The 3,110-nt window shown below is 30.0% G+C and carries 3 protein-coding genes; all 3 read right to left on the bottom strand.

What is annotated here, in order from left to right:
• Nucleotides 1-57 precede the first annotated feature (57 nt).
• On the bottom strand, nucleotides 58-243 hold the full coding sequence (locus L8X40_RS08195; protein WP_263667664.1) for a hypothetical protein: 186 nt from the start codon (nucleotides 241-243) through the stop codon (nucleotides 58-60).
• Nucleotides 230-1,159, bottom strand: coding sequence for a protein rep (locus L8X40_RS08200; RefSeq protein WP_263667665.1), 930 nt, complete (start codon nucleotides 1,157-1,159; stop codon nucleotides 230-232). Before L8X40_RS08200 ends, L8X40_RS08195 begins: the two co-directional genes overlap by 14 nt.
• Nucleotides 1,160-1,661: 502 nt before the next feature.
• The gene (locus L8X40_RS08205) at nucleotides 1,662-2,978 is read right to left on the bottom strand and encodes a mobilization protein (RefSeq protein WP_263667666.1); all 1,317 of its coding nucleotides are present in this window, start codon (nucleotides 2,976-2,978) and stop codon (nucleotides 1,662-1,664) included.
• Nucleotides 2,979-3,110: the final 132 nt, after the last annotated feature.

Here is a 3,110-nt window from a genome sequence, read left to right on the forward strand (position 1 = left end):
CGGATATCGGGTCTATCCTCCAAATAATACATTTTTTGTAATTGTAGAATAATTTCTTTAAAATAAGCTTGGTATGTTTTCATCTTTTTTTGCTTGAATTTCTCTCTCATAATTTTGCCATTCTTGAGTAGATTTTATCGCCTCGATTATGAAAGAATTCATATTGTCGCGACTTCTTAAAAAGGTTAAAATTTCTAGTGGAAATTTTATTCCTTGCGTTTTGGTTTTTTTAGTATTTTTCATAATGATTTTTGCTCCATTTAAAAAACTCGATTGTTAAAAGTTGCCAAACTTTTTCATCGATTTTCTCTAATTCTTTTGGTTTGATTGTTTTAAAAAGTCCGCCCCTGTTGTATTGTCTGATGTTTTGAGTTTGCTTTTCTAATTCTGCAAAATCTTGCAAAGAAAGATTAATTAAACTAACGGGACTTATAGAATATTTAGCAGTTTCTAAAACTGCGATAAAAATATCTTCATAGCCTTTTTTTGCTCTTATTTTTCTTATGTCTAAAATCGGATCATATTCTGATTTTAGACAACTTTTCCACATTTCTTGCCATTCTTCTTTAGAAATGTAATCGCGACTTGTAAAATAATTTTTTTCTACGATTAGCAAAGTATGAAAATGCGGGTGTGCTTCCCCACTTTTTGTTTCATCGCCTAAAAACTCTATTCCCCTAAAAAAGCCTTTTATGGCTTTTTTAAATTTTGGTTTTTTTGCAAGTAATTCAAACGCTTTTGACATTTTTTTAATTGTTGCTCTTAGCTCATTAAGACTAGGATTTTTGATAGTTAGCGTTAAAAAAAGAAACTCGTATTTCTTTTTTTTATCGCTCTTTAATTGCTCTAAAATAGAATAATTTTCTAAGTAAGTTTTTTTAGCTTTCAACCATTGACAATAAGGGCAAAACCTTATTTTGCAATAGTTTGCACTATCAAAAATAAACTTTGTTTCTTGGGTTTGAGTGTTTAAAAACTTTTTAAAACTTAAAAAGTTTCCACACTCATAAGCCCTTTCCCCTTTTTTAGAAAGTCCCATTTTATGATATTTCTCTGCGATATTTGTATTACAAGAAATTAACTTGTGCTTATTAAAATTTTCTAGTTTTTCTTGAAAGTCTGTGTTTTCAAAAGAATTTTTTAAGTATAAATTTGACAAAATTACCTCACTTAATTGAACTTAATTGATTTAACTTTTAGAAAGTTGAAAAAACTCGCTAAGTGATATCAACTTTCTGATTTTTTTATCTTACTTTTTGATAACTTAACAAAAGCTTAAAAAGCCTCTTAAAAAATCAAGTTTTAATATACAAAGCAAACCTTATCAAAACCCTATGTGATGATACTCCAAAAGCATTTTTAAATATTCGAGTTGTTTCTAATATTATCAAGATATAGGAATATAAGGGAAAAAATTGCAAAAATTTGCACTCTTTTTGCACTCTTTTTGATAACATTTTTCATTTTTGTAGCTTAAGATTTTAAAACTTTGCTTTTTGATTTTTGTCAAGAGCTAAATATTTTTTTCAAAAATTTCAAAATTTTTAAAAAAAATATTGCAGGTTGCTTCGCAACTCTTGACAAAAAAAAGCAAATTTTTGGAAGTCAGCTAAGCAAAAATGAAAAGTTTTGTTTAGCTTAAACAAAAAAAGGGAGAAAAATCAAAGGCTTAAGCCTTGATTTTTTGTTATTCCTAAGTCTTTTAACTTACTTTCTGTTTTAGAACTATCATATTCCAAAACACCGCCACTGCTTAGTTTTTCTAGATTTTCATCTGCGATTATTGCTTTTTTAATAGCGTTTTCTCTTTCATCAGGGAGCAACATATTCAAGTTAAAAATCTTTTTAACTTCTCTTTGCCAGTTACCGATTTTTGACTCAAAAACTTCTCTAAAAGCATTGTTTGCTTTTTTTAAAATATCATTTTCCCCTTTTAAACGCTCAATTTCGCGTTTTAACGCGTTTTTTTCGTTTTCTTGATGATTTTCATTACTTTTTGCCTTTTCTTGATTTAAAGCGGTTTCTAGCTCGTTTATGCGTGTTTCTTGATTATTGATTGTTTTTGTTAGTTTTTCTATCGTTTCTTTTAGTGGTCTAGTAAAAACGCCTTCTAATCTGTCTTTTATTGTTCTTATAAGACTTTCTATATACGGCTTAGCCTTTTCTTTTGGGTGGTTCATAGCTAATAAATCCCATTCTAATAAATCTATGTTTGTAGCTTCTTCCACCAAAAATTTTAGATTTTCGTTTTGGTTTTTTAAACTCTCATCTCCCCGACTTATGATTTCATCATAGGTCGCAATTTTTTTTTCAAGCTCTTGAAAAAGCTCGTTTTCTTTTTCTTTTAACCTTTTGTAGTCGCGATAATGAGAAGTATAGTTTTTTTGTTTTAAACCTTGCTCGTAGCGTCTTTCGCCCCTTTCCATTTTTAAACATTCTGAAGCAAGAGTTTGTATCTTGCTTAGATTGGTTTTGTTTAAACTTGCTTCTCTCCTTGCTAGCTGAAGTCCATCTTTGTCTAGTGTAAAAAAAACCGCGTGTGCGTGGTAATGTGTTTTTTCTTCCCCTTTTTTGTCGCGATGAACTTCATCGCGATGTATGCAGATTTGTAAAGGCGTAAAGCCTGTCAATTCTGCTATTTTGTTTGAGAGTTCTTGGCATTGCTCCATTGTGGTATTTTCGTTAATCTCGTAAATAAACTCTGTGTATGATTTTTCTTTTTTTGTAAAGTTTTGTAGTCCTTTTGGTTTTCCGCTTTTTGCTAATCCGTTTTTTTTCTCGCAGTAATTATAAAAATCTTTTTGAGCTTTTTTGTAAAGCTCGTTAATTTTTTCTTTGGTTTCTTTGGCTGAGCAAGAATACTCATTTTTGTAGGAATATTCTTTGGTAATTGTGTCTGAATTAGAATGAGTTCTGTCGTTATGTTCTAGGTATGATTTCACTTTTGGATTACAGTGAGCCGATGCTACCTTTCCCATTTTTTTTTACCTCCGTGCTTGGTGAAAAAAAATGCAAAAAAAAATAAAAAATCGCTGTTAGATTTTTTGTTTTTTTTAGGGGGTTAAGGGGGAGTTTTCCCCATTGCCCGAAGTCACTTTTTTTAAAAGTGG

Source organism: Campylobacter sp. CNRCH_2013_0855, from assembly GCF_025773025.1.
Taxonomy (GTDB): domain Bacteria; phylum Campylobacterota; class Campylobacteria; order Campylobacterales; family Campylobacteraceae; genus Campylobacter_D; species Campylobacter_D jejuni_C.

Bases quoted from the DNA above. Each gene is read 5' to 3' on its own strand.
- L8X40_RS08205 (WP_263667666.1), bottom strand. From the start codon at position 2,978: ATGGGAAAGGTAGCATCGGCTCACTGTAATCCAAAAGTGAAATCATAC.
- L8X40_RS08195 (WP_263667664.1), bottom strand. From the start codon at position 243: ATGAAAAATACTAAAAAAACCAAAACGCAAGGAATAAAATTTCCACTA.